General features: G+C 55.4%; 19 protein-coding genes, 1 tRNA gene and 1 pseudogene. 3 read left to right on the forward strand and 18 right to left on the reverse strand.

Annotated features, from left to right (window positions below; genetic code table 11):
• Nucleotides 1-376 precede the first annotated feature (376 nt).
• The 7 genes from ACI9KD_RS01610 to ACI9KD_RS01640 form a co-directional block, all read right to left on the reverse strand.
• Nucleotides 377-556, reverse strand: coding sequence for an IS1096 element passenger TnpR family protein (locus ACI9KD_RS01610; protein ID WP_414979491.1), 180 nt, complete (start codon nt 554-556; stop codon nt 377-379).
• Between the two features lie 56 nt (nt 557-612).
• Nucleotides 613-2,796 (reverse strand): hypothetical protein, encoded by a 2,184-nt coding sequence (locus ACI9KD_RS01615; RefSeq protein WP_414979395.1) that lies wholly within the window; start codon nt 2,794-2,796, stop codon nt 613-615.
• On the reverse strand, nt 2,796-3,314 hold the full coding sequence (locus tag ACI9KD_RS01620) for a hypothetical protein (protein ID WP_414979396.1): 519 nt from the start codon (nt 3,312-3,314) through the stop codon (nt 2,796-2,798). The genes ACI9KD_RS01615 and ACI9KD_RS01620 overlap by 1 nt, the downstream gene beginning before the upstream one ends.
• A gap of 4 nt (nt 3,315-3,318) precedes the next feature.
• Entirely contained in the window at nt 3,319-4,578 is a 1,260-nt protein-coding gene (locus tag ACI9KD_RS01625) for a hypothetical protein (RefSeq protein ID WP_414979397.1), read from the reverse strand.
• Entirely contained in the window at nt 4,569-8,888 is a 4,320-nt protein-coding gene (locus tag ACI9KD_RS01630) for a hypothetical protein (RefSeq protein ID WP_414979398.1), read from the reverse strand. Before ACI9KD_RS01630 ends, ACI9KD_RS01625 begins: the two co-directional genes overlap by 10 nt.
• Nucleotides 8,885-9,706, reverse strand: a complete 822-nt coding sequence (locus ACI9KD_RS01635) for a hypothetical protein (RefSeq protein ID WP_414979399.1) — start codon at nt 9,704-9,706, stop codon at nt 8,885-8,887. The genes ACI9KD_RS01630 and ACI9KD_RS01635 overlap by 4 nt, the downstream gene beginning before the upstream one ends.
• 136 nt (nt 9,707-9,842) lie before the next feature.
• Nucleotides 9,843-10,280: a helix-turn-helix transcriptional regulator gene (locus ACI9KD_RS01640; protein WP_414979400.1), complete on the reverse strand. Its 438-nt coding sequence runs from the start codon at nt 10,278-10,280 to the stop codon at nt 9,843-9,845.
• A gap of 57 nt (nt 10,281-10,337) precedes the next feature.
• On the opposite strand from ACI9KD_RS01640, the gene ACI9KD_RS01645 reads away from it, so the two are divergent.
• On the forward strand, nt 10,338-11,420 hold the full coding sequence (locus ACI9KD_RS01645; RefSeq protein ID WP_414979401.1) for an alpha/beta hydrolase fold domain-containing protein: 1,083 nt from the start codon (nt 10,338-10,340) through the stop codon (nt 11,418-11,420).
• 795 nt (nt 11,421-12,215) lie between these two features.
• On the opposite strand, the gene ACI9KD_RS01650 is transcribed toward ACI9KD_RS01645, so the two are convergent.
• The 3 genes and pseudogenes from ACI9KD_RS01650 to ACI9KD_RS01660 form a co-directional block, all read right to left on the reverse strand.
• Nucleotides 12,216-12,938 (reverse strand): hypothetical protein, encoded by a 723-nt coding sequence (locus tag ACI9KD_RS01650; RefSeq protein ID WP_414979402.1) that lies wholly within the window; start codon nt 12,936-12,938, stop codon nt 12,216-12,218.
• Between the two features lie 24 nt (nt 12,939-12,962).
• Nucleotides 12,963-13,475: pseudogene (locus ACI9KD_RS01655) on the reverse strand (4-hydroxyacetophenone monooxygenase); the annotation flags it as partial.
• Nucleotides 13,476-13,502: 27 nt separating this feature from the next.
• Nucleotides 13,503-13,715 carry an NAD(P)-binding protein gene (locus ACI9KD_RS01660; protein WP_414979403.1) on the reverse strand — a complete coding sequence of 71 codons (213 nt, stop codon included), beginning with the start codon at nt 13,713-13,715 and terminating at the stop codon, nt 13,503-13,505.
• Between the two features lie 649 nt (nt 13,716-14,364).
• On the opposite strand from ACI9KD_RS01660, the gene dauA reads away from it, so the two are divergent.
• Together dauA and ACI9KD_RS01670 are read left to right on the forward strand one after the other, a co-directional pair.
• A complete protein-coding gene (dauA, locus tag ACI9KD_RS01665; RefSeq protein ID WP_414979492.1) occupies nt 14,365-16,068 on the forward strand; it encodes a C4-dicarboxylic acid transporter DauA in 1,704 nt (567 codons plus the stop codon).
• Between the two features lie 15 nt (nt 16,069-16,083).
• Nucleotides 16,084-16,314 (forward strand): hypothetical protein, encoded by a 231-nt coding sequence (locus ACI9KD_RS01670; protein WP_414979404.1) that lies wholly within the window; start codon nt 16,084-16,086, stop codon nt 16,312-16,314.
• Nucleotides 16,315-16,354: 40 nt separating this feature from the next.
• Here the strand turns inward: ACI9KD_RS01670 and ACI9KD_RS01675 are convergent, their stop codons facing one another.
• From ACI9KD_RS01675 to pal, 8 genes are all read right to left on the reverse strand, one after another.
• Nucleotides 16,355-16,648: a DUF2970 domain-containing protein gene (locus ACI9KD_RS01675; protein ID WP_414979405.1), complete on the reverse strand. Its 294-nt coding sequence runs from the start codon at nt 16,646-16,648 to the stop codon at nt 16,355-16,357.
• Between the two features lie 853 nt (nt 16,649-17,501).
• Nucleotides 17,502-17,577: transfer RNA gene (locus ACI9KD_RS01680), tRNA-Lys, on the reverse strand.
• Between the two features lie 49 nt (nt 17,578-17,626).
• Nucleotides 17,627-18,073, reverse strand: a complete 447-nt coding sequence (locus ACI9KD_RS01685) for a RidA family protein (RefSeq protein ID WP_414979406.1) — start codon at nt 18,071-18,073, stop codon at nt 17,627-17,629.
• Between the two features lie 36 nt (nt 18,074-18,109).
• Nucleotides 18,110-19,270 (reverse strand): dipeptidase, encoded by a 1,161-nt coding sequence (locus ACI9KD_RS01690; RefSeq protein ID WP_414979407.1) that lies wholly within the window; start codon nt 19,268-19,270, stop codon nt 18,110-18,112.
• Nucleotides 19,254-19,940, reverse strand: coding sequence for a 7-cyano-7-deazaguanine synthase QueC (queC, locus tag ACI9KD_RS01695; protein ID WP_414979408.1), 687 nt, complete (start codon nt 19,938-19,940; stop codon nt 19,254-19,256). Before queC ends, ACI9KD_RS01690 begins: the two co-directional genes overlap by 17 nt.
• A 17-nt stretch (nt 19,941-19,957) precedes the next feature.
• A complete protein-coding gene (gene queE, locus ACI9KD_RS01700) occupies nt 19,958-20,638 on the reverse strand; it encodes a 7-carboxy-7-deazaguanine synthase QueE (RefSeq protein WP_414979409.1) in 681 nt (226 codons plus the stop codon).
• An 8-nt stretch (nt 20,639-20,646) separates the two neighbouring features.
• Nucleotides 20,647-21,528, reverse strand: coding sequence for a tol-pal system protein YbgF (gene ybgF, locus ACI9KD_RS01705; RefSeq protein WP_414979410.1), 882 nt, complete (start codon nt 21,526-21,528; stop codon nt 20,647-20,649).
• A gap of 11 nt (nt 21,529-21,539) precedes the next feature.
• Entirely contained in the window at nt 21,540-22,085 is a 546-nt protein-coding gene (gene pal, locus ACI9KD_RS01710; protein WP_414979411.1) for a peptidoglycan-associated lipoprotein Pal, read from the reverse strand.
• Between the last annotated feature and the right edge of the window lie 41 nt (nt 22,086-22,126).

Consider the following 22,126-nt stretch of genomic DNA (forward strand, 5'->3'; position numbering starts at 1 on the left):
GTCGCCGCTGCCAAACCTGAAGGCCTGGCAAAACGCCGATGATGTCCCAGCGAGCGTACGGATTTAGAAACTTTGAGACTTACTTACTGACTGACTGACTAACCGGCTGACCGGCTGACCGGCTGAGGGTCTTAATTGGGATGGCACGGTCAACCGGGTTTAGCGAATATCGGTCCATCCCCTGTTAATGGGGTAGAGCCGATTTGTTCCACGTCGGATCGGTCCACAGGTGGAGTATAAGAAAACGTCCACTCAAGCAAAAAAGGCCCGCCCCAACGGGCGAGCCTTTTCATTTATTGGGTGGGCCGTGATGGGTTCGAACCAGCGACCATCTGGATTACGACTACATGTCCACCGCCGTAAAGGCCTTTTCCCATCACTTCAGCGGATTATCGAAGCGTATCTTTTCCGGCTTGAACAACTCCGGCCCCCAGCCCTTGGGAATCCAGTGACTCATCGATTCATGTTCAGGATGGGACGGATCAAACAAGACTTCTGACAATGACTGGTAACCCTGGATCCCTCCACAGTCCTCCGGTGGGCAATGACAGGCTATGAGTCGGAATCACGCCGACACAGGGTCCGCTGAATCCTTACCGGCAATATCAAATGCTAGCGAACCTGTTCCATACTCCAGAAGGTATCGCTGAAGGCCAGCTGCTGGGGCATATGCTGCAGTTCGATACGCACGATGCCATCCATGCGCCTCGGAATACCGTAGCGAATCACGCCAAAGTAGCTATCCCACTCGACGATGCGCTGGAAGCGATCCGTGTTGAGATCCACCGCAAGCCCAGCCCCAAACTCGCCATTGCTGTAACTGCGCTGGGGCCGGCCATACTGCTGGATCAGATCCTCAAGAATGCGCTCGTACAACTCCTCGGCGGCCCGCGGGCTTCCATCTCGCTCTAAATCAATAATCAACGCTACCCGATCGACCAGCTGCGACCGATAGCTCACTGCAAGCCGCTGACGCTGATCCACGCGGCCCAGAACCGGTAACTCGTATATAAGACTACTGCCGTCAATCGCCGGAATTGGCGCATTGGCATCGACCATCGCACTCGCCAGTTCATCAAGCCATTGCCCGGGCGCCAGCTGCTCCATAAGCGCCGGCGATGCGACCCTAAGCCGACTGTCGAGACCACTCCCGGGGGCGAGCCTGAGGCCTGCGGCCCCCGCAAGTGTGGCCGTGGACTTCTGATCGAAGTACCAGGTCCAGTACAGCGACACGCGCGATGCCAGGGTGTCGATGCCCATATCGATTTCGCGCTCGAAATAGTTCGCTTCGAGCCCAAACTCATGCTGCTTCCAGCGCAGATCGTAGTGCAGCGCTGCCGTCGCGGTCTCCAGATCCGGTCCGGCCGTGAAGGCACGATTCTGATCCAGGTAGTCGTAACTGAGCCTGATCGTATGCGCGCCGCCCGCCAGGCTCAGCGCCAGCCTGGGCTTAAGCTCCTTCGCCTCACGGATACCCCCATCGACATCCCTGTAGGTCACGCCGGCGCTCACCGAACCTCGCGCTTCACCCAAATCAAAACTACGATTCAGTGACACTCCCAGCTCCCGGGTCGTGGCGTTGAGGGACGCATCGAGTTCATTCTTCTGGTCACGAATCGAAATATCACCGACAAAATTCAAGCGCTCGCCCAAAGGCGTGTTGATGTTGAAGTCTATAACGTTGTTGTTGCGATCAACCTCACCAAACTCATCCGCGGTGTCTTCCCGATAGGCGCGCAGCCGACCGCTCGCCCGCTCGAGTCCCAGGAATGCGAGAGAACCACTGGCATCTACGCCAAATACCTCAGTATCCAGCGGGTTCACAGAATCGAATCGGTCCTCGTAGCGTTGCATGCGGCCGCGCAGCTTGAGCCCGTTTGTGAACTGCCAGCCGACATGCGCCTCACTGGAGCGCCGATCGTTCACCACCACCGCTGCATTAGGTCGAAAATCGTACCCGTACTGCTCAAATCGCAGGCGATAATCCAGTTGCTGATAGGCATTACCGGTGAGCTCCGCAAAGGCGCCCACATCGTCCTGGCTCTGGCCATCCTGTGCCGCAAAATCACCTTCATGGTCGCCATTAAAGTGGGCGATCTCGCCCTCCAGGTTAAGGTTATGCTTACCCAGGTTAAAATTGGTATCCGCGGCAATACTGGTGATCCACTGCTGACGGTCGAGTTGAGTCGGTAACTCCGCCTCTGCATCGTTGTACACCACGTTAAAGCTTAGACTCCCAAGGGAACCATCCTCGACGAGCCAGGAGAGTCCCGTGCTGTTATCCGCGGCAAAATCGAAGTCGTTCCAGCGATTCTGGTTGGCGCCGCTAAACAGCAGGAACGAGTGCTTGCGTCCGGAGCCATCGAAGCGGGGTTGCAGGTCAATCTGCGCGCCCTTAATCGAGCGCTGCATCGTGCGGTAGCTGAGGTAGCTGTACACATCGCCGCCCTCGAGCCGGTAGGGCATTCTCCCCTCTCCGTCCTCGTAGAGCATATTAATCCGTTCGGCCTGCAGGCCGGTGTCGGGGAAACGGTAGTCAGAGTCATTAAATACACCGTAGACCTGGCCCTTAAAATTCCGGTAATTCGAAAACTTGTTGGAGAAATTCAGATTGAATTCGTTAAACGCCTGCGATCCTTCAAACGCATAAGGACTCCCGCTCAGGTCGCCATCGGTATTGTAATACTCGGATCGCGCGCTGTTGTTACCGGTGACTTTCCAACCCTGGGCCTGCGTCATCGCGCTGCCCAGCGCCAATGCCGTCGCGGCGACGACGAAGTAGATATCTCTGGTCATCACGCGCCCTCCCCGTCAATTCGTTCCTTGAACTTCAGGATGTACTCCGTGGTCCCGGGCTTGGTCTCCAGCACCCCGTCCGGTCGTGTGTATTCAAGCTGGGTGCGCACTACCACCGACACGCGGCTCACCAGCAGCATGGATTCGAGATCATCCGGCGCCGGCTCCTCCCACTGCTGTACGGTCTGTACACCCTGCACTGACAGAATGCGGATCACCGCATCACGCGGCACCAGCGTGTCGATCACGTCAGTCAGGCGATCCTTGTCAAAAAAGTTGTTGCTCAGGTAATCCTGCATCTGCGGCGAGCCCCAGGATTCCATGAGCTTGTCCACCGCCTGCCCGACGAGTTCCCTGGCCACCGGCTTGAACAGCGGGGGTGCTTGCGCGCCCTCCGGCAGCACGCTGGCCGCATTGATTGGCTTGATGACGCGAAATTCCTTGGCCAGGGCCAGCGGTGCGAGAGTCACAGCGCCAGCACAGCCGACTATGAGGAGTAACCGCTTCAACTGAGTCATGACTTTACTCCTCATCCTGGACACGTAGTGCGACGTCCACCTGGCCGCCACCGGTAGCGTCCGGCGTAGACGTGCCGATCATCAAGGTTGTTTCTACATCCGTCGGATTGCCTGGGCTTGGGAACGCACCAAAGCCGTCACAGCTAAAGTCGATCAAAAAGTCGCGGCTCTCGCCCGGCGCCAATGTACCGGACACATTGCTACCGGCTGGCCCGGCATTAATACTCATCCATGGGGCAACACCCGTAATGTCATAGCTGAGGCTTGTCTCACCGTCGTTGCGCAGGGTCAGGGTTCCCAGCCCCTGCGGACAGATGTTGCCACCCACTTCGTGGGTCTCCGAAATAGACCCGGGTCCCGTGATAATCAGCATGCCGGGGTCGGGCTCAGGCTCGGGTTCAGGTGCAGGCGGTGGTACCGGCTCGGGCTCAGGCTCAGGCTCAGGTTCGGGCTCAGGCTCAGGCTCAGGCTCAGGCTCAGGCTCAGGCTCGGGTTGTGGCGGCGGTGCAGGCGGCGGTGCACCAGCTGGCGAAAAATCATCCGTGAGCTCGTCACGCAGCGCAAAGGCATTGTGAATGTTCAGGCCGGTATAGGTGTTGGCCTGCTCGGCCACCCAGTAAACGTCCGCAGCGCCATCGAGCATCGCGCGCAAACGCCGTTCGGCAACAGGACAGTGGTTTTCCTCGCAGGCATAAAAACGGCTTAAGGTGGCCGCCGCCGCGTCCTGCAAGATCTGAAAACCCTCCATAAGCCGTTGCTGTTCACCCACAAGCGCCACAAGCTCCTCGGCGGAGCTGCGTAAGCTCTCGTCGGTAGCAATCCCTTGGTCTCGCACACCCGAAGGGAGGAACAGAGGTACGATAAAGGCATCGCTGTCGTCGAGTCTTATCGCCGCGGCGCGAGTACGCAGTGCCTCCTTTGTGACCGCTGTTTTCTTCATCACACTATCCATCTGAAGGAGCATTCCAAGCCGTCGATCCTCCAGCTCGGTCAAACGCGTGGCGAGCTTTTCGCAGGCCCAGCAGCTTGCACGCGGCGTCGGAATAGTCGCAATTCGAGGATCGTCTCCCCTTCTCCACACGCGTTCCGACACGCCGAGCATCGCAACGAATACTTCATCGTCCTCGTCGTTTAGTAAGTTCAGGACCGAGTCTGCAGTAACTTCCTCTTTTGCACTTTCATCCTGCGCATAGGCAGGATACTGCTGCAAAAAGAAAATGGAAAAAGCGACGACAGCCCATAGGTACCGTTTGCTTACCAACATGGTTTTTCCTCCGCGGTGACTTCGTAGCTTCCCCTGGGGTTGCCGGTAATCGTCATTGCCTTACCCTCTTTGTCAGTAGCGCTCTCAAGCTCGTAGTCGTACTTGCCGTAGGAGTAAATCTTATGTTCCAGACGAATCGCACTACCGGAGATTGAGAAGTCATAGACCTCTGACCCACCCGGCCCGGACACATCGAAGGTCGCCTCGTCGGCGTAGGCAATGTCTCCCACCAACTGGATCCGGAAACAGGCAAAGCTATAGGTCGTCCGGTGAGTTGCTCCTCCGGTGCCAGTGCCAATACCTATCTTCTTGGGTTCTTTTTTTTCTGGCGGCGGCGATGGCGGCGGTTTCTTCTCCACGATCTCTTCCTTGGGAGGTTCGGGCTTTTCTTCCTTCACAGGTTCCTGCTTGATGGGCTCCACCGGCTGACCGATAACAAGCTCCGGTGGCTTCTGCGCCGGAGGCGGTGGCGGGTCCTGCCTCACCGGCGGCGGCTTGGGCGGCGACCGGCCTGGATCGCCAGTCTGGGTAACCGTCTGCCCCGTCAGCGCAAGTTGTGAGTGCACATTCGTTCCGTCAAGGCTGATGGCGCTTTCGAGCTCGAAACTCGCGTCATCTCCCAGCGATATATAGGTCTTTTCCCCCGGATCCACCCAGTCTTCTTCATCGCTCCATACCGTGCGGCCAAAGGCGAAGCTGACCTCGGGAACCACCTCAAAAAACAGCGCCTCACCGATGAGAATAAACGGATCCTTTTCCTCCTCTTCCTCATCGTCGGGTCCTCTCTGCGCTTCGTCGGCAGCGGCCTGCGTGCTCCGGGCGCCCAGCTGAGCAATACTGCGTCGGGTCGGCAGATTGGATGGATTCGCTTCACCCTCCAGCCTTGAACGGCGCTTATCCAGCCCCGCTTCATAATCGTCCAATTGCTGGTCGCGCTCGCTCCGGGTGGCCTCCCGCTTGGGGTCGACGCGGTCGGCGCCGGGCGCATCGCTGGTCTGCGCCACCAGCGGATCCGGACTATCCACGGGCTTGCGTGTGGGCACATAATCCGCTGGCGTTGCGATCCCCGGATTCTTGATGCCGTTCATGGGGTTGAACTTGACCACGCTGGGATCTGTTGCGGCGGCGGTGCCACCCAGCGAGGTATATTTACTACCCGTTTCGCGGTTCCACCGGGTCCAGTCGACCTCACCGTTAAACTCATTCGCTAATCCTTCCTGATGCACCGCGCGACCAAAATCCAGGTCGCCGCGCTGCCAGTTGGCATCGTTCATCGGTATGTCCGGAATTGCATAACGAGAGGGATCATCCAGGGCCTGCTGGAAGCGACGTGCGGCATCAGGCGATTTGAACGGAATCAGCGTTTCTGCATCGACAATAACGAGGATCCAGTCGTCCTCGCTCCCGGGAACCTTTTTGAACGCGTAGTTGCCCGGATGATTGTCCGCAAGCGCATACCCTTTGGCATTTAGGGCCTCCATCCCGTCCCGGTAGGCGCTCTTCTGGCCCGTGCTCATGTCGGCCAGTCCATCGGCGGTCTTTCTCGCCTTGTCAAAGGACTGCGGCGCTCGGTCAACGATGGACACCGCACCGCCGTTCAGCGGCTCACCGTCCAGGGCGTCGGGGATCAGGCCGTTATCAATTTGCTGGCGCCCGTAGGTCTCCGGAATCTGGATCAACGAGCCTGTAGGGTCAACTTCCCTAATAGCGGCGGCGCCAAAATCATCGAGGCGGGTATTGGCGCCGGGCTTACCGATCTTGATCACCAGGTCCGGCCGGCCTTTGACCGCATAAACCGCCGCACCAGAGCCCTCTCCCAGCTTCTCACCCAACTCCAGGCGCACACCGTTTTCGTCGATTAACACGGGCACACCGTTCTCGCCCGCACGCACCACCACTTTAGGACCCTGAGGGGGCGCTGGCGGACCTTTTCGGCCTGACAGATCAGCACGATCCAATTCCCATGCCATCAGTTCATTGACCGGATTCTTCCAGCCTTCGGCATCCACGTAGCCCGAGCCATCGGGACTTTTGGTCTTGGGTTGCGCGGTCAAATCACCCAGATCCCAACCCTGGTTGCGGGTACCCAGGCTCGTCAGCCCAGCGCTGGCATCCTGCGCACCGCCCACCCAGGTATCGCCGTTTTCTGCCCGATTAATAATCCAGTTGGTGCTGCCATCCTTGGAGGTAACGACGATGCGATCGATCGCACCATACTGGGGGTGATCGTCAATGCGTGTAACGCTGACAATGCCCTCCGTAAAGTCCGGGCGCATGCCCGCAGGGAGATTGCCATTGGCATCGCGGGGTAAAGGTCTGGTGGCCCGGGTCAGGTCGGTCTCAAGAGCCGCCGGCACCTTGCCCGCATCACTGGCATCTTCAAGGGCCTTGGTGGTCAGTTGCTGGCCATCAAACGCATCGACCTTTTTGACACCGAAGTCGGTGCGCAACTCATCCAGGGTGCCCTGGAGCGCCGCATCAACATCCGTGATGCCCTCGTTCGCAAACTTGCCATCGGGTCCCCTGGGGCCCTTGGCAATGGCACTGCCATCAAAACCCGGGGCCGCACGCCATACGCCATGCTCACCGCTGAGGTACATCTGTCTGGGGATGACCTTGCCATCGGCCGTTTCCTCGAGCGCGATCACCCAGGTTCGACCATCACTTTCAAACGGCTGAGACATATGAAAGGTCTTATCGCCAACGGTTACCGTGCGCTGGGGCTCCAGCCCCGCCTCGCGCATGGTCTTGGCAAAGTCATCGGCACTGGTACCCAGATATTGACCGCGCCCCGCCATCTCGTCGGCATCAATGCGATTCAGCGGGTCCGTCCCGCGCGCGTCATCGACTTTGTTAGCCGCGCGCTCGGCCCGGGTAGCGTCTGCCGCGGTGTCGAGTTTATTCAGGTCAGCGGCCGCGTCGAGCTGCCCGGCCTTGGTAACACCTTTTGCATTGAAGACGGGGTCTAGCACGGTGCCGACGACGTAACCAGTGCCCTGCATCGCCTTGTTCACACCCTTTTCGCCCTGGGCCGCTGTCTGCTCCAGATCGCGGCTGCTCTTATCCAGAACACCCGTCACCGTTCTACTCAGTTGCTCGCGTCGCACCTTGGCTTCCGCCGAATCTGCGTCGCTCAGATCCGCGACCGCATTACCCGCCGCGTACGCTTTGTCGATCTTGTCGCGACCGAGATAGTTACTTTGGCCGATCGCCTCCTCCGTTGCCTGCGCCGCGGTTTCACCCAGGTCCACGGCCATCACCGCCAGATCCACAACCGAGTCCTTAGCAGCAAGGCCTGCGCCCTTGGCGTAATAGCCATAGCGGGTCGCGACGCCCTTGGGATCCCAGTTTCCCGTCTTTGGATCAATGAGCGCGCTATTGCCGTAATCCTCGAGGAACGCCTGCAGACTCATGTCTTGCTGGGTATTGGCCAGGGCGCTGTTCGCTAGGGTATTCGAGGTCCTGACACTGGCTTCCACCGCCGATCGATCGATAAAGCTGGCGTCATTGGCTGTCTTACTGTTGGCCCACTGCGTGGGCCCGATGCCATCTTTGCTGTTGCTCTGATAGGCGTTGTCGAGGTCCCTGCGAGCAACCGCGATCGCCGTGTCCTGCCCCTTCACCCACTGCGCCTGCACATCAGCGATGATCTCGCGGTCTTTGCGAATCGCATCCGCCACATCACCCAGACCCGCCTTCTCCGATTCAGCAATCAGCGTATCGAGGGTCGAAAGCTTGTTTTCAAAGGAAATCTCAGCCGCGTTCTGCTGCGCAACACGGGTGTAATACTCACCGTTCAAGGTCTCGACTTCGGCGGCGCGCTCCGTGGCCTCAGCAGCCACTTTTGCTGGATCTGCCTTGAGTATCTTTTGTTCCTCAAAGGCGATGAAGCTATCGCGTGCCTGCTCCGTGGTCTTTATGGACTGCTCCAGTGACCTGATCTTATTCGCATGATCAGAGACCAGTTTGTCAGCCGCATCTTTTTGCAGCTTTAAACGCGTGGTCTTATCGTCGTCGCGCAGTTTTTCGTACCAGGCCTTACCGTCTTCGTAGCTCTTGAGCGCCGCGTCGGCGTCTTGTTTAAACGTCTGCGCATCCGACAAAAATCGCTTCTGATTGCCCAGATTCGCCTCAAGAGGCGCGAGTTGAACCTTGTAAGCTTGTTGTGCCTCGGCAACATTCTTGTTGGCTTCTTCGATTGCCTGTTTGTCGACACCCGATTGCTGCGCCGTCATGGGGAATGAGAGCAGGGCCAGAAGGCAGAGCGCCAGCAGCTTTTGATTGATCCCGGCGAAGCGTGTCTTGCTCACGATCCACTCCCCATGATCAGGCTGGCCCGCGCCTTCATCTCCAGTAGTTGCTGAACACTCTTGTCACTCACGCCCCCGAACTTCTCCAGCCAGCTCCACTCTTCGGGAGCATTGCGCCAGTAATCGGGCACGACCTTGAGCAGAAAGCGCTCCGCCAGCAGTTGCATCGCTGCGCTACAGTCGCCGTGCCGCTGGATTGGCTCTTCACCGGTATTCCACCACACAACGCAAGGATCGGTTCGCGCGATAGTGGTTGGCCCACTGTCTTCTTCCTCCGGTTCCGGAGGCCCCCAATGCATATGCCCTGCCAAGCTGTAGCGTGTCTGCATTGGGTTACAGACAGCGTTAGCACCATCGGGCATCGCGGCATGCGTTGCTATCACGACTCCCTCGATCGGAGAAAAATTCGGTTGATGAAAAATCGGGGGCGGGGTCCCGAGCGGTTGCGGACCGATAGTGGGAGGCTCCACCCAGCCAAACCACTGACCACCGAACGGCTGCACCGGGGGTGGCTTTGGTGGGTCGGGTAGCTTCACCGTTCCCAACACCACTCTTGTTGACTGCCTTGAGACACGGACTTCTTTTGCGATGCTTAGATAAGGAACGCTGCTGGCATCAAGGGTGACTAGCTGATTGGTGTAACAATCGTTCAGCAGGCGCAGCGACACTTTAAACTCTTGAGAAAAGTAACGTTCGCCCCAGTCCCAATCGACACTGAATCGATCCATGCTTGGTGACAATGCCGGATTTGGGCTGTCTTGCGCCAAAGAAACAGCACTAAGCAATGCGCAGCAAAGCAGTAACCGCCTCAATCGCATGAGCGCTCCGTGTTCTTCACATACGTCATCCCAGTGAACGAGCCAACCAGGTTAGTCGCGTAGCGATTAACCTACTTAACACCGCAAGAGAGTGCCCCTTGAGAAGGCATAGGCCCATACGTCGAACGACGTATATTTAGGCTAAAACAGTACTGACAATGTTTGCTTGCCGGCTGATACCCGTTTTTTCTCGAACGCGCTGCAGGTGCGTGCGTGCGGTATTTGGGCTGATGAAGTGATCCTTCGCATGCTGGGCCATGGAACGCCCTAGGCACAGGGACACCACGACTTTTTTTTCTGCGCCAGTCAAACCGTGTCGCTCGCAGAAGCGATTGATTTTTATAGGTTTTAGGCTTTCATCAGAAACGATGCGCTGGGTCAGATGTATGCGCATATCGGCGTCATAATGGCCCAGAATTGCACTCAAACGATGCTCTTGTTCGGGATCGCCAACGCGGTCCTCGCCCAGGATTCCGGCCGCCATCACGAGCTCAGACAGTGCATCGATATCATCATTGTCACCGTCCGAGGCTTTATCGCGTTTGTCGCCGTTTTGAGTCAAAAAAAGGCCCATTGTCCAAGATGACCGTGCTCTTTAGTATAGAAGGCCTCTCGGAAGGAGCAAGAGCTGATGGTTGACGGCTTTGCTACAACCCTAGCGCTATCGCCGGGCCAGCGACTCCTGCAGCTGCACCACGCGGGTCTGGCCACGCGCGTGGCCGACGAACGTCAGCGTTGGCAGCAAGTTTGCGACCGATTTTTTGCGCGCTTGGAAAACCGAGTAATCGAGCGCGTTTTATTGAGGAGGATCCGACGCGCCTTTGATCATTTAGAAAATCGCGAACATCTCGAAGCAATATTGCTGGCACTGCGCAGTGAATACGTCAATGGTCGCGCTGGAACACTTGCAATGGCTGCCAAGCCGGCAGTAGAACTGGTATCTGTCGATAGCTCGCCCACGCATGCCGCATGGCTATGTGGCACTCCTAGCTACAATCAGCTTTTGATCTACACGGCCGGGGGTGGTTTCTTACTGCCACCATCGGCATCACAGCTGAACTGCGCGAGACGTTTAGGAGAGCTCTGCGACACCGACACCGTAATCAACCAACACGCCATGGCGCCCGAGGCGCCGTTTCCGGCGGGGATCGATGATACGGTCGCTTTGTGCCAATGGGGCATCGAGCGTTACGGCGCGCAAAACGTTGTGCTCGCCGCAGACACCGCAGGAGCGAGCATTACTCTCGGCGCGCTGCAGCGCCTAAGAGAACAAGGCTCTTCCATGCCCGTTGCTCTCCAGCTGTTTTCTCCCTGGAACGACCTCAGTCTGTCCGGCTGGTCGTACATTACGAAAAGCGCCACCGCCGACAGCCCCTTCCGTATGGAAACAGCGGCCTTCTGTGCGAGAGCCTACCTTGGCGATGTACCGACAACAGAGCCACTTGCATCAGCCATTTTTGCGGACCTCAAAGGACTGCCCCCTTTAGCAGTGCACACCAGCCGTTTTGATATGCATTTTGATGATGCACTGCGCATGATCGAAAACATGCGACAGAGCGGCGGCCATGGTGAGATTCGCTACTGGGACAGTCCGCGGCATCACCTGGAGCGTTTCAACAGCAAAGAAGCAGAAAAATCCCTTGGGATGGCTTCGGCGTTTTTGCGAAGACACCTGGGGGTTAGGGACGTAAGTGGTATGGGGCGCGGGGATTAGCGCCAGATTGTGGATGCAATCACGAAAAAATGGTGGGCCGTGCTGGGTTCGAACCAGCGACCATTTGGTTAAAAGCCCGTCTTAGGACTGTAACTTATTGATTTTATTAGCCTGAAAACGACGCCCGTTGCTCTATTTGTCGGACAAGGCACAACAATGCAGGACTGATGTCGGAAGTTTTTCGGTAGGCGCCTTAATTATCCGGGTTCCTGACCGCGGATATCGATCCAACGGAGACACCGCAAATTTATCTTCAAGAGGTACAGTGAAGAACGGTAGAAAGCCACCCTCCGCTGGACATGAGCACCGCAGAACTCCCTGCAACGCGCATCGGTTAGTTCGCATCGACATAATCAAAAAACAGATAGGTTAGTGAACTGCGGCGTTGACGGTCATCCAGAGTAACTGTGGACCCGTCGGAAAAGTGCCGGAAGCAGGCCTACGCTGAATCCACGCCGGCAAGACACAGGATCGGGATTACCGGAAAGATCGTGATGCCGTGCGCCTCCAACTCGGCAGCGGACGACAAGCCTGGAACAGGTCAGCAGTAAGCATTGGGATGGACTCCCCCCATACCAATTCTGCGTCATCTCGCCAGAGTGGTGTGTGGCAAGCAACCATTCAGAGCATGAGCAGAAGCTCCTTCGAAAGTTACAAAAGAGGGTGTGGATGTCGCAGAACCTATCTTCCACCTACATGGTCTGGATCGTTATGACCAACTTGAGTGGCAGGCCAACCTCAATAGACTGGGCGCAATCTGACTGAGGCCCGTCAGTGTCGCTGATGTTTCAGCGCCTACTTCAATAATTGATAGTCACCTAAATGAAACCATTTCCGAGTAACGATAAATTTGATCACAGATTCGGGTGAGAGGCTGGTCACTTCGCCAGTCTTACCTTTTCGATAGAAGGACTTACAGCTACCGTTTTGCCAGACAGTCGATTTCATGGTGCTTCTCATTTTCTTCACATATTCACGTTGAGGATCGCTTCTGGCATCAATGGCCTTAATACTCTTATCCCGCTTTACTGCACAAATGGCGTCAACCGCATAATTGACCATTACCTCCATGTAACTTATCTGTGAGCTATGCCCGGTGCCGGCATTAGGGCCGTTTATTTTGAAATAGTTCGGGTAGCCTGAAACGGTGATGCCTAAATAGGAAACAGCCTCTGTTTCCCACTCACTGTTCAGATTTCTACCCTCCTTTCCGTAAACCTGAAACGAAAGCATCTTTTTAACGTTTGTATAAGCGAAATACCCGGTGGCATAAACAAGTATATCCAAAGGGATGTCCTTGCCATCTTTTGTTCGAACCCCGGCTGGAGTAATAGACTCTATCCCGCTAGTATCAACTTCAACATTGTCCCGGGGAAGTGCAGAAAGATACGCGTTTGATGGTATGACACGCCTGCAACCCAGCCCATAATTCGGCATCATATAGTCACGCAAATTGTCGTCGTCTATATATTTTTCACGATTTCTTTTTAGGCTCAGCTTGTAGAAATATTTACTCAAGTTGCTGAGTTTTATCTTTAATGGCTAACGGCGAAAGCCAATAAACCGCATCTCATGAATCGCAAATATGGTGAAGCGATTGAGCTGGCGTATGCCTGGAAGATTCATGGTCGTTTGTTCAATAGAGCTGTAGCTTCTATCCGAGCGTGGAAGTATCCACTCGGGCGTTCTCATAAATACCGTCAGCTTATTAACCTGGCTTGCAATGGCGGGAACGACTTGAGTTGCTGAACATCCCGAGTCAATTACACCGACATTTTTTCCTTCATAGAAGACACTATGATCCCATTCGGCAGTATGAAACGTTTCCCCCTGAAAGGATTCAGCTCCATTAATATACGGCGTATTCGGGTTTGCCAGTACCCCGCTGGTATCGATAAAAAAGCGAGCGACATACCGTTCAACTGATTCTACCTCAATGCGCCACAGACACTTTTGTTCATCATAAGTCCTGGTGGTGACTGCCTGGTTGGCTCCCGCAAACTTTCTGATATTGAACTTGTCTATGATGTAATTCGTATAGTCGAGCAATTCACTTTGAGAGGTGTATCTTTTCTTGAACTTCTAGGGAAGGAAAGAAAAAGAATACAAGCCGGTTGGAATATCCACCTCGTCCCCGGGATATGGGTTGTCCTGCCAGGTACCACCAAGATCAGCTTCTCTTTTCAGTAGAACGAATTTCTCAGACTTCTCTTTTTGCAAACGTATTGCAGCAAGCAAGCCAGAGAATCCTGTGCCGATGATAACGGTTTCGAAATATTGAGAATCGTCTTGCATGGAGATTGGTCTATTTTATGGAGCGCCTATTAGATGCACTTTCCCGGCTAAATCATTCGGCGATTCGTAAGTTTATTTGGCGACGCTACCTCCTTCGTTCAGTAAGGTTCCTCATAAATTTACGCGAAGGCTGAGATGCGGCGGGTTCATATCCTGGATGTCACAATTTTCCCGATCGGAGAAAACGCTACCGACAAATTAACTTGCCTGGATCTGCAAAAGAAACTCTCCCGATCTAGGCAACTGCCCCTCCCCATTCTGTAAATGCACTCACCCTAAGATTCCGATAATGTTTAGTACTATGAATAACATCGGGCATCAGCTCCCGTCACGCAACGCCATAACTGATGATGTCAGGTGGGAATCGGTGGCGTTTGTATATGTTCATCTTTGCTGTTTTTGGCCAAGGTGTGATTCCATGAAAAACGTCAGGTGCACTATAGATGCGATGCCCGTCGAGGCGCGAAATCTAAATTTGGCGCATTCTTTGACATGCTAGAATCCTACGCACCGCTGCGGTTATCAAGCTATGTTCGTCAGGGTCACCGCGCTCTAATTTAGTTCCGAAATTTGATTCCGAGAAAACCCGATCTGCTGAAATTAGAATAGAAGCCCCGATTGGAGGTCCCGCATCGCCCACAGAGCACACCTGTTTTCTCTGCGACTTGGCCACGCCCTGCGCGAAGCCTGCTTTGCGGGTGAGGCATACGGCGTGTCTCGATTCCAACGTGATCTTCTGGCGGGAGTGACCGTCGGGATTATTGCGATCCCCCTGGCCATGGCATTGGCGATTGCCAGCGGAGTGGCCCCTCAGTACGGACTGTATACGGCGATCATCGGCGGGTTCGTTATTGCGCTGACTGGAGGAAGCCGCTTTAGCATCTCCGGACCCACAGCAGCGTTTGTGGTCATTCTGTACCCCATAGCTCAGAGATACGGTTTGGCGGGCCTGCTGCTGGCGACGATTTTATCGGGCTTGATGCTGATAGCTATGGCCTGTGCGCGTCTAGGTCGATTTATTGAATACATACCTGAATCGGTGACGTTGGGCTTTACCGGTGGTATCGCGATCGTTATTGCGACGCTGCAGCTGAATGATTTTTTTGGCTTATCTCTGGACACTATGCCGGAACACTATGTCGATAAAGTCCGGCTACTTTTTAGTTCGATAGGGAAGTTTGATGTGGCGACCGTTTCGGTTGCCCTTGTGACGCTGGGAGCCTTGCTGCTTTGGCCGAAACTGAAAACGGTAATACCGCCGCATTTGCCCGCGGTAGCGATCGCAAGTGTTTTAGCTGTGTTCCTGACAAGCGTCGGATATGAACTTGACACGGTAGGCTCGCGATTTTCTTACCTTATGTCCGACGGTTCGACTGCTATGGGAATTCCCCCTTATCTGCCCGACTTTGCCTGGCCATGGCAGCAGCCGGGGCCGGGCGGTGAGCCACTCGCTCTGAGTTGGCCAATGCTGGTCAGTCTGCTTCCTGCCGCTTTCGCCATTGCGATGCTCGGTGCCATCGAATCCTTATTGTGCGCGGTGGTACTCGATGGGATGAGCGGGAAGCGTCACAGCGCAAACAGCGAGCTGCTAGGGCAAGGACTGGGAAACATCATCGCGCCATTTTTCGGTGGTATCACGGCAACAGCCGCCATCGCACGATCAGCAGCCAATTTCAAAGCCGGGGCGCAGTCGCCAGTTGCGGCGATGATACACTCGCTCGTCGTCTTGCTTGGTTTGGTGGCGCTCGCTCCGCTGTTGGCTTATCTGCCGATGGCAGCGATGGCGGCGCTATTGATCATCGTCGCCTGGAATATGAGCGAGGCGCCAAAATCGTTACATCTTGTTCGACACGCGCCGCGATCAGACATCGCTGTTTTTCTAACCTGCCTCACGCTGACGGTTTTCTTCGATATGGTGATCGCTATTACCGCAGGAGTGCTGCTGGCCTGCATCCTGTTCGTCAACGAAATGGCGTCGATGACGAGGGTCACGGACATTAGCGATAACAAAAAAATGCTCGATGTCGCTCTTCCGGATCGCTGGGCAGTGTTGAAAATCAATGGCCCGCTGTTTTTCGCTGCAGCAGATCGAACCTTCGGAGAGATCTCCGGCAGAATGACCAGCCTTGACGGGATCATTCTCTACATGGATGGCGTCACGCTGCTCGATGCAGGAGGGGTTGCGGCGATGAACAAACTGGTCGCCTACTGTGCTGTCGAGGGGAAACAGCTTGTCATTGCGGACCTGCAGTTTCAGCCTTTGAAAACGCTCGCCAGAGCTAAAGTCGAACCGATACCCGGTGTGACATCCTTTTATCCAACGCTGAGTGAGGCCATTCATCATTTTAGCTGAGTCGACATTACTACTATGAAGTTATCTGAGATCAGGCAGAAGTCAGCCGAAAACTATTTTGATTTCGTGGAGATCAGAAAAAATCCTGGGAATATCACGGAGTACATTTCCCTGCTTTACGGCCAGGACGGTAAGTCCTGCATGCTCTGCAACGAAGATGGCGCCGTCGTTTCGTCAGGAGAACTGGAGTACCTGATTTCGATTTTGAAGGAAGCCGGGCAGAGCAAAGCCAAAATTTATTTTTAGACAACGCAGGGTTTGCTAAGGTCTGGCAGGCCTTTACTACTTAATCCGCGATAAAAATCACCAGCGCAATCAGTCCGCTGACTAACAGCGCAAAGTAAAAGGCGGCCGCCAGAATGACATGTAGTCCGTTGGCGCGGGCAAAATCATTCTCCCGGTGCACTCGCTTGCGCACACCCAAATGCCCGGACAGAATAATGATCGAGAGCTCTTTGAGAGACAGCGATGATTTTTCGTGGCCGCTGTCTGAATTAGCTTCGATGTCTTTGCCATCCGCTTCGGTGTCTTTGTCATCCGCTTCGATGTCTTTGTCATCCATAGTGCATTGAGCAGTCACGTCCTCTACTGGTTCTCTCTGTGAAACACGAGTGGCAGACCAGCGGTGTGCGCATGGATTGAAAGTATCAGAAAAACAAACGGCATATAGTGAAACAATTTCCTTCCAAAATCCTACTCTGCCGGAATTGATCGCTGGATGGCCTCAGGGTGTGCTGAAATCGCACTTGCATTTGGCCCTCTTGCCGGTCTTTTGTGGTCTTTTGTGGTCGTTTCCAGGCCGTAGCACACAGGAAGCTATACCCATCTGCTGTTTAGTGGCGTCACTGCTGCTTGATCTGCTCAAACCGGCGGAGCTAATGTTAGCCCCCCGTATTGAGCAGATCAGGAAGGCGTCAGTATTCGGCATACGGCCGGTGTGCATTTTTCGCGGGGCAACCACGCGCTTTCTCGAGGAGAATACCCACCTCGCCACGCTCCGAGCCTACGCCTTCCATCTGAAAGAGCCGGACCCTTACATGGGCGATCTTCCCTTGTACCAAGTCCATATGGGAACACTGCAAGCCTATATAGATAGAAGGAAGAAGGAGGGAAAAAGAATAACACCGTCAACGGCTGGAAGTCGGTGCGGCGCAAGCTGGACATGCCCATCCGGGTTCACGACTTAAAGCACTCCTTCGGTCGCCGCCTGCGCGGCCGGCGTACCATGGGAAACCCGAAAAATACTGCTTGGCCACAAGAACAGCGATATCATCACCCACTACTTTGCGCCGAAGTTGGCGTTGGAGGAGTTCATCGAGGCAGCAAGCCGGGTGTGTGAAGGAAAGTCCGGCAAAACTCCGGCACTGGTCGTGCTGAGACACCGGACGCTTAGTGCCGTAAGGCGCTAAGCGATTACTACAAAGGAGAAAAAATGGTGGGCCGTGCTGGGTTCGAACCAGCGACCAATTGGTTAAAAGCCAACTGCTCTACCAACTGAGCTAACGGCCCCAGAAGGATCGCGCATCATACGGATTTGGTGGCAAAACTCAAGCGACTTTCAGGACTTTACTACAGCAATGCATTCGACCTCAACGCGAGCACCCAACGCCAGGCCACTAGCGGCAAAAGCGCTCCTTGCCGGATAAGGCTTACTAAAGAACGCCGTATACACTTTGTTGAATGCACCCCACTCGCTGATGTCCGCAAGCATCACGGTGCACTTGACCACATCATTCATCGTCAGGCTCTGCGCAGCAAGGGTGTTTCGAATGTTTGTTAGTGTTTGAATGCTCTCCGCAACTATGCCACCGGGCACAGTAGACATCTCTCCAGGCAGAGTACCTAGCTGGCCCGACAGGTAAATTGTATCGCCCACGCGTACCGACTCAGAGAAGGGTAAATCCGCTGCGAGAGAACCACTGCTATTGAGAAAACTTACTTCTGCGGCCTGCACGGACGTACCTATGCTGACTGCCAACAACACCGCTTTGATCTTCGAATGCATATAAGCCTCCCTCATAGAAATTTGCGCAGCCGGCAATTACGCCGTTGCCTCGCGCTGCACGCGCAGGGCATTACCCCCGGTAAACTTCAGCAGATCAGCTTCGCTAAACCCACTTTCGATCAGTTTGGCACACATAACCGGGAACTGCGCATAGCTTTGCAAGAACTCCGGCCTGCCCGCCTCAACCAAATCCGTAGACCAGGCAATATGCTCAAAGCCCACCGCATCGACCATTACCCAAAGCGCCTCTACAAAGGCATCAAGGCTGTCGACCCCCCAGGGCGCGCGCACCGGGAAGGTGCCAATCACTCCGCCGGTGTCAGCGATGAGCCGAGCATGCTCCGGCGTGATCCAGCGGGAACGTGTGTTCCGGTAGTCTCCATAACTTGCCGATTCGTAGGCAACCATGGTGTGAGAGAGCGCAATGGGGCGATCTACCAAAGCCACGACCTGCTCCACCGCCGCCTGCGTTGCATGGGCCATATCGATCAGCATGCCCCGCTCAGATGCTCGCGTGAGCACCTCCCGACCCAGCTCCGACAGTCCCTCGTGAATCACCGGATCGGTTTGACTATCACCCAGGCTCGAAGCGACATAATGAATAGGTTGAAGACGGCGGAATCCCTGCGCATACAAAACATCCACCCGAGAGGCATCGGTCTCCAGCATATGTCCTCCCTCGGCAGAGAGAATGACTGCGAGCTGCCCCTGCGCATTGATCTGGTCTATTTCGGCGGTAGACAGCGCCATAGCCATAGGGAGTTCGTCGAGAAACTGCTCGATAAGCGCGTACTGCCTGAGATGATCTTCCCAGGCCTCTTCGCCGACAAAATCACGATCCTTATTGCCGGGTGTCCCCACACGGGTGCGAGCCAAGTCGCCGATAACATCAAGGTAGATACAGTTAACGTCGGCAGCCAGGTAGTCCTGAATATTTGACGCGAGCTTTTGGTCGCTGAGCAGGCCAAAAGCAGGATCAATCTCCGCCAGGCCACGGTTTTGCCACAATCCCAGGTGAGTATGAAAATCCACCGCAGTGCTGTCACTGAGTAACTGCTTCACTCGCTCCAGTGTTTGAGGACTTACGCCTTTAAGCGCATCATCGGCAAACGACGACAGCGGAAATCCAGCCATCGCCGCAGTTGCGCCAAGGGATTTAAGGAATCGGCGGCGGTCTAAACTAGTTCTTACTCGCATAACGGGTGACATCCTGGAGTCCAGCATTCTCAAATCCGTCGCGGCGTAATCGACAGGCATCGCAAACACCACAGGCCAGACCATCGTCCGTCGCCTGATAACAGGATACGGTCTGCGAGTAGTCGACGCCCAAGCGCTCACCAAGTTTCACAATATCATCCTTACCCAAGTCCATCAGCGGGGTGTGAATCTGATAACGACCCCCTTCTACGCCGACTCTGGTAGCAACATTTGCCAATTGCTGAAAGGCGTCAATAAACGCAGGCCGACAGTCGGGATACCCAGAGTAGTCCACGGCATTAACGCCAATAAAAATGTCCTGGGCACCGAGCACCTCGGCCCAGCCAAGGGCAATGGACAAAAATATTGTGTTTCTGGCAGGTACGTAAGTGACCGGGATACCTTCGCTGGCTTCCTCGGGCACATCAATGCTTGCATCGGTCAGTGCTGATCCGCCGATGCTATCCAAATTCAGACGTACAACCTTGTGCTCAACATCGCCTAAGGTTTGCGACACGCGCTCTGCGGCAAACAGCTCCGCCCGATGACGCTGCCCATAATCGAAGCTAAGGGTATAGCAGGCGTAGCCCTGCTCTTTGGCAAGCGCTAAAACGGTGGTGGAGTCCAAACCGCCCGACACAAGAATGACGGCTTTTTTGGAAGAATTCATAGCTTGAGACTCTGACATTAATGCCCGGGCGCGTCGTCCCAGAGGTACTTATGCAACTGCAACTGCAGCCGAACGGGAAGGCGATCCGCCAAAATCCACTCAGCCAACTCCCGGGGAGCGAGCTGCTCATAGCTTGGCGAAAACAGGACATCTGAAACACGGGGCACCAGCGCCAATTCATCCAGCTTGAAACGCGCCCACTCGTAGTCATTGCGATCACAAATCACAAACTTCAGCTGATCGTTACGAGTCAGATGCGCAATATTGTCGTAATCGTTTCGTGCGGACTCCCCGGATGCGGGAGTCTTCAGATCCAGCACTTTGACGACTCGAGGATCCACGTCTGCCACGGGCATCGCGCCGCTGGTCTCCAGCGACACCTCGTACCCCTGATCACACAGCAATGACAACAAGGGAAGGCAATTGGGTTGAGCTAAGGGCTCCCCACCCGTGACGGTGACATAGGCAGGGCCGTGCTTCGCCACCTGCCCAGCGATATCGCCGAGGGTCATCATGTCGCCGCCGTGGAACGCATACTCTGTGTCGCAGTACAGACAGCGCAGCGGACAGCCCGTGAGGCGCACGAAAACCGTCGGCAAGCCTACGGTGCGAGCCTCGCCCTGCAGGGAGTAAAAGATCTCAGTGATTCGCAGTGTCTGGTCAGCCACCGCGCTATCTGCTGTTGCGATAGCACTCATGCCCGGCCTCAGAGGTTCTGGTCGAGAAAATCGCCCGCAAGTCGTGCTGCTGAGCTATCGGGGTATTCTCGGATTGCTCGATTCAAAAACTCTCGAGAACTATCACGGTTGCCCTTCATAAAGTGCACTTTTCCCAATTTATACAGCGCATCGGGAATCTTGGTGTTTGTGGGGTATTGATTGAGCAACAGCATAAAGGCCTGTCGAGACGCTTCGGGATCGGCTGGATCCGTCACTAAATACAGCTCACCTAGCCAGTAATGCGCGTTGGGCGCATAACGCCCTGCAGGGAATCGCTCAAGAAACGCACTAAAAGCGCTCACAGCCTGATCAAATTCCTGGCCACGCACCAAGGCATAGGCAGTTCGATAGGCCTCGCCTTCACCCGGCTGCTCAGCCACTTCCGTTGCCGAGCCACTGGTATCCAAATCTCCTGTAGACGCGTTAGTCGTCGGCGCTACACCGGTGTTTCCACTCGGCGCGCTACCGCGACCCGCGGCCAAGCGGCGATCGATATCCATGTACCGTTCAAGACTTTGCTCTTTGAGCGTACGAATATCATAAGCCTGCTGCTCTACCAGTCCGTTAAGGCGCATCACTTCCTGCTGAAGCTGCTGCACCTGATTGAACAGAACACCAATATTGTCCCCTGCGGGCGCTGACGGTGGCGGTAGCGAGCGCGTAGTGACAGCAGGCGGCGCGGTGCCGACCCCATAACTTACCGCCGGAGCGGTAACAGTCGACCCGGTGGACCCGCTTTGGGGTGCTCGGCGCTCTGCCTCTACATCGATGTAGGTCTGGGCCGAAGCAGATATCGCCACAGCCAAAAACGAGATCGGGCCGACCAAAAAGGTCAGCCCGATACGACGGTACGGTATTACTGTAATCATATAAACCGGTCTTATTTGAGCTCGACGCGACGGTTCTGAGACCAGCTGCTCTCTCCGCTGCCGTAGGCAACCGGCTGCTCTTCACCGTAGCTCACCGACTCAATACGGTAGCTGGCTACGCCGTTGACAACCATGTAGTCACGAACCGCATTGGCACGACGCTCACCGAGAGCCATGTTGTAGTCACGAGTGCCACGCTCGTCGGTGTGGCCATCCAGGCGCACGCTGCGATCGTTAGTCTTGAGCAGAGCAATGTGCGCGTCTACCGCAGCCTGGGCTGCCGCAGTCAGCGTAGAGCTATCAAACTCGAAGTAAAAGACGGTGCCCGCTGCCATGGCAGCCTGCTCCATCTGACGCTGCGCTTCCGAAGCGGCAGATTGTGCCTGACGCTCCGCCTCGCGAGCGGCGTCTGCAGCGGAGGTTTCGGCTGCTGCTGCAGCAGCGGCAGCAGCGGCGGCCGCTTCATCTTCTTTGGTTGAGGTGCCAGAACAGGCCACGAGGAAAATTGCAGCGAAGAGCAGTGTTAGCGCCTTGCCGGCAACGGGGATTTGCTTCATGACGTACTTCCTTCAGAATCGTATTTAGAACGTAATTATCA

The sequence above is a fragment of the Congregibacter sp. genome, from assembly GCF_047617445.1.
Taxonomy (GTDB): Bacteria; Pseudomonadota; Gammaproteobacteria; order Pseudomonadales; family Halieaceae; genus Congregibacter.